This window comes from Trichocoleus sp. FACHB-40 (assembly GCF_014695915.1).
GTDB classification, from domain to species: domain Bacteria; phylum Cyanobacteriota; class Cyanobacteriia; order Cyanobacteriales; family FACHB-T130; genus Funiculus; species Funiculus sociatus.
In genome coordinates, this window is sequence record NZ_JACJPF010000010.1 from 1 (window position 1) to 4,479 (window position 4,479).

Here is a 4,479-nt window from a genome sequence, read left to right on the forward strand (position 1 = left end):
GGCTTCTTGGCTTGCCTGCTTGCGTTCCTGTGAGCGTTTGGATAAAAAACTCCCCAGTTCTGGGCTGACATGGGTCTGGAGTTGTCGCCGCAGCGTCAACTCCATTCCTTCTAGAGTTTTCATTGCTTCTGGGCCGCTCTCGTCATACAAGATTTGAGCAATGGCCTTGAGATGGGTCTTCAGGGATTGCTCTTGTTCGGGAGTCATGGCTTGCTTGGAGGAGTGGAATCTTCTTATCTTCCCCGCTCCTGTTTCAATGGGCTAGAAATACAGTTCTCCTGAGCACTTCTACTTAGCGCAAAGGTGACATGCTCCCGTTGATGTTGAGGGGGGTAGAGGGTGAAAGAAGGTTGTTCCAGAGGGTTTGGGCGCTATTGTTGATGGTGTAAATGGATGCAGGAGTTGAGTTATGGATGCTGAGGAATTGCTCAGAAGATATGCTGCTGGGGAGCGAAATTTCTCTAGAATCAGCTTGAGGCGTGCCAATCTGCAAGGAACCAATTTGAGTAGCATTGACCTCAGTAGTGCTGATCTGTACGCTGCCCGTTTGAGAGGTATCAATCTCAGCAATGCCAACCTTAGTGGTGCCAACCTGCTGGATATCATCCTGGAAGAGGTCGAGCTGAATGATGCCAACCTCAGTACTGCCAACCTGAACGGTGCCACTGTGAGAAATTCCAGTCTGAAGCGGGCTAACTTTGAGGGAGCTAACCTGATGGAAGTTAGTATGGACACTGTCTCTCTTGAAGGTGCCGACCTCACAGGAGTTCCCCTGGATGAAACATCCTTCTACAGCTGCAACTTCAGAAATGCCCTCGTAGATAGGGATAGCCTGAGCGCCTGCTACCTGAGCAATACCATCATGCCCGGAGGGAATATCATTACCAACGTGATTGAGGAATAAGGTAGAGGCAGAATTCGCACCCGCCAGTGCGATCGCATCGCCTCGTAGGTTGGGTTGAGGTACGAAACCCAACATCACATTTTCAACTAAAAACAATTCAAAGCCATGCAATACCGTAGAGCAAAAATAGAAGGAGGCACCTACTTTTTTACCTTAGTAACTCATAATAGAAGAAAATTTTTATGTATACCTTCAAATGTCTCCTTATTAAGGAATGCTTTCAGAGACATTATGCAAAACCATCCTTTTAAAATTGATGCTTGCGTTATTTTACCCGACCATGTACACTGCATTTGGACTTTGCCGAACGGAGATAGCGATTTCTCTACGCGATGGCGTTGTAATCAAAAGTTATTTTAGCCGCAACTGCGAACAAGAGTATCATCAAAAAGTTTCTCTATCCAGACAAAGTAAAAAAGAGCAATCAATCTGGCAACGCCGCTTTTGGTAACATCAAATTCGAGACGAATAAGATTTTGCTAACCACATTGATTATATTCACTACAATCCAGTCAAACATGGATTAGTGAAAGCACCCAAAGACTGGGAATATTCTAGTTTTCACCGTTATGTTACTGCCGGATCATATGATGTATCTTGGGGTTCTGCGGAAGAAATGTTGTTTTATGTCAGTGTAGGACATGAGTAAGCTGGGGTTTGTTTTAATATCAATTCATAATAATTGTAGGTTGGGTAGAGCGAAGCGAAACCCAACAAATGCTTGTTAATAAATAAGTTGGGTTTTCTACGTGAACCCAACCTACTGTGAAGAATAATTGTAGCGAAACCCAACAAAAGCTTGTCGATGTTGGGTTTCGTCCCTCAACCCAACCTACTAATAAACAGCGTGGCCTAATGCTAAACCAGCAACGAGCATTCCTAGAACTAAGAAAGGTTGAGCGCTTGCCTGATATTTCACATCATTTTTCAGGGGATCGCGCAGAAAATACATATCCTGAAAAGTGATTTGGGGGATGATGAGTAATATCAAGATTGCCGCATAAAGATTTTGGTGGATGCTAATTAAATACGCGGCAATTCCAGCTTGAAAAATATCGATCATTAGCACGCATATCCATGCAGCCTTGCCAACGCCAAACATCACCGGAAGCGATTGTAGACCGAGTTGGCGATCGCCTTCAACGCTCTTGAAGTCATTCACCACCGCGATTCCCAACCCCGCCAAACTGTAGAACAGGGTCAGAATCATAATCGTAGGGTTTAACTCGCCAAACAGCGCGTGACCAGTCCACCAGGGAAGAGCAATATAACTGGCACCCAGTGCGTAATTGCCCAGCCAGCCATTTTTCTTCAGCTTCAGCGGTGGCGCAGAATAAATATACGCTAGAAAAGTACCACCCAAGGCAATGCAGGTGATGGTAGGAAAATCATGCCCCGCCCATCTATCTAAAACGTAGGAAAGACTTAACCCTGCAAATAACAGCACCAAAATTTGCGTCACTACTTGGGGAACAGAAATGGCACCAGAGGGAATAGGACGGTAGGGTTCGTTAATCGCGTCGATATCGCGATCGTAAAAGTCATTTAAAGTTTGGGTATACCCAACTAAAATAGGCCCCGACAGCAGCATACAAGTAGCAGCTTTCAGAACATTTTCCAGAGTCCAAGTGTATTCACCCGAAGAAGCTGCACCGCAGACAACGCCCCAAATCAGGGGAATCCAGGTAATCGGCTTCATCAGCTGCAAGCGGATTTTCCAGATAGAAGTCTCACCGGAAGCAGCACCTTTCATGCCTAGCAGTTGCCGAGTTTTCGCACTGCGGTCAGCTGAGTTATCAGTTGTTGGTTGTCCGTTGTCCGTTGTCATTTGCTAATAGGTAATAGGGACTGGGGACTGGGGGCTAGGGACTGGGGTTGGGGGCTAGGGAATAGGGGTTAGGTAAGCAATTTTCCCAATTCCCAATTCCCAATTCCCAATCCCCAATCCCCAATTAAAACGAAATCGTTAAGTAACTATTTTGAAATTTAGCGCCTTTGACGGATTGACCGCTCAACTGGGGCGGCAAAGAGATATTGCGTCGCTGGTCTCCAGCATCGATAGTGACTTCTGGGCCAGACTGGGTAAGTTTTACCTGTTTTTTGTCAAAACCGGGCAAGAATAAACGTACCTGACGGGCAGAGATATCAATCTCAATCGGTTTGGGAGCCGATGCAGCTTGACGCAAATCTGGGAGAGCTTCTATCAGGGGTTGCCAGTCACTGGGAGGACAGATAGGAAGAGAACTAACTGCCAAAGGACTAAAGTTCGCCGAGATGCCTTCTGTCACAGGCTCCTGGTTTAGCAGTACGCCGCCCACAGTCAGCCCGATTTGTTGGGCGCTACCCCACAGATACTGGGCAGTTGCCACAGTGGTAGGATCGCCTGTTGTCACCAAATAGGCGGCAGTCCGAGAGGGGTCTGCTATTGCTGCTTTCCCTCGTTCCAGCAGATTGTTCACTTCGTTGCTGGGTTGTTGGACGAAGTTATCCCCAGTCCATGAGACGTTGAGGACAGCGCTGCTGATCGGTTGAATGAAGGGCGATACTGTTTTCCAGAGGTCGGAATCTTCCACTACTTTCCGGAAGCGACGGATATACCAGCTGAGTATTTCTGGCATACCCAACATCCGTAGGGTAGTCTGGTCGCCGCTGCCATCGTAAACGATTACGTCGTACTTGCCACTGGCATCGTACTCGCGGATGGCGTTTAGAGCTAAGGCGCTATCCATCCCTGGCAATACGCCTAGTTCTTGACCGTAGACATTTTTTATCAGGGGTGTCCGGAGATATTGCGCCTCCAGTTTTTTGATTTCTTCCCAGCTGCGCTCTAGCAAGACGGCGGACTGGAACTGCACTACTTGCAAATTTTGAGTTAGTTCCTGGGGGTCGGGACTGGTGGTTGTCCCCAGCAGCAATCCGAGGGATGGGCCGGGGTCAACTCCAGCCAGTAGAACTCGCGCTCCTTGGTTTGCCAGTTTTTTTGCAGCTGCGATCGCTACTGTTGTGCGACCAGTGCCGCCTTTGCCCAAAAAGGTTAAAATCAAGGCCATCTCTGTTACTGTGCAGGTTTCAGTTCGTCTTCAAAGAACCATGTGGCTGAGTTGTCCTCGAATTGGACTACGACCCCAACGCCACTACCATCGGTCATTCTGTAACCTTGGATGGTTCCGACTTTCCCCAGTTTATTGACTATCGCGGGTGATACCCTGTCTCTGAGGCGGTATACTTTAACTTTTTGACCGATCTCCATTACTGCTTCCGAATACAATGAATCATTCCACAGTGTAGCGGAATCGGGGACTTAGAGGCACCGGGAATTCGGGAATAGGAGCTAATGAGATATTGCACCATTGACAATAAGCTTTGAAATTAATTTCAGGCTGAAAACTTAAACCTTTTAAAACTGGTTAAAATCTTTATCTAGTCTGTTTTAACTGACTCAGGAGTTACGCAGTTGGGCTAAAGATGGGGTAAAAGGAAGCAATGAATCCACCCAAATATACGGCTATTGAATACATTAACTTTCTGATGGCGACGCAAAAGGCATACAGCTGTAGCGAAGCCGAGCGGGTGCA

The 4,479-nt window shown here is 47.1% G+C and carries 4 protein-coding genes and 2 pseudogenes; 2 read left to right on the forward strand and 4 right to left on the reverse strand.

Going from position 1 to position 4,479, the window contains the following annotated elements; genetic code table 11:
• A pseudogene (locus H6F63_RS00180) lies at window positions 1-207 on the reverse strand (ISKra4 family transposase); the annotation flags it as partial.
• A gap of 202 nt (window positions 208-409) precedes the next feature.
• Here H6F63_RS00180 and H6F63_RS30770 point away from each other — a divergent pair.
• Window positions 410-904 (forward strand): pentapeptide repeat-containing protein, encoded by a 495-nt coding sequence (locus H6F63_RS30770; RefSeq protein WP_190633872.1) that lies wholly within the window; start codon window positions 410-412, stop codon window positions 902-904.
• 105 nt (window positions 905-1,009) lie between these two features.
• Window positions 1,010-1,553 (forward strand): annotated as a pseudogene (locus H6F63_RS30775) (transposase).
• Between the two features lie 186 nt (window positions 1,554-1,739).
• Here H6F63_RS30775 and chlG read toward each other — a convergent pair.
• The 3 genes from chlG to H6F63_RS00205 form a co-directional block, all read right to left on the reverse strand.
• Complete coding sequence (gene chlG / locus H6F63_RS00195) at window positions 1,740-2,732, reverse strand: chlorophyll synthase ChlG (RefSeq protein ID WP_190633874.1); 993 nt, start codon at window positions 2,730-2,732, stop codon at window positions 1,740-1,742.
• Between the two features lie 124 nt (window positions 2,733-2,856).
• A complete protein-coding gene (locus H6F63_RS00200) occupies window positions 2,857-3,954 on the reverse strand; it encodes an ArsA family ATPase (protein ID WP_190633875.1) in 1,098 nt (365 codons plus the stop codon).
• A 5-nt stretch (window positions 3,955-3,959) separates the two neighbouring features.
• Window positions 3,960-4,154, reverse strand: a complete 195-nt coding sequence (locus tag H6F63_RS00205) for a DUF2862 domain-containing protein (RefSeq protein ID WP_190425295.1) — start codon at window positions 4,152-4,154, stop codon at window positions 3,960-3,962.
• Between the last annotated feature and the right edge of the window lie 325 nt (window positions 4,155-4,479).

Bases quoted from the DNA above. Each gene is read 5' to 3' on its own strand.
- H6F63_RS30770 (WP_190633872.1), top strand. From the start codon at position 410: ATGGATGCTGAGGAATTGCTCAGAAGATATGCTGCTGGGGAGCGAAAT.
- chlG (WP_190633874.1), bottom strand. From the start codon at position 2,732: ATGACAACGGACAACGGACAACCAACAACTGATAACTCAGCTGACCGC.
- H6F63_RS00200 (WP_190633875.1), bottom strand. From the start codon at position 3,954: ATGGCCTTGATTTTAACCTTTTTGGGCAAAGGCGGCACTGGTCGCACA.
- H6F63_RS00205 (WP_190425295.1), bottom strand. From the start codon at position 4,154: ATGGAGATCGGTCAAAAAGTTAAAGTATACCGCCTCAGAGACAGGGTA.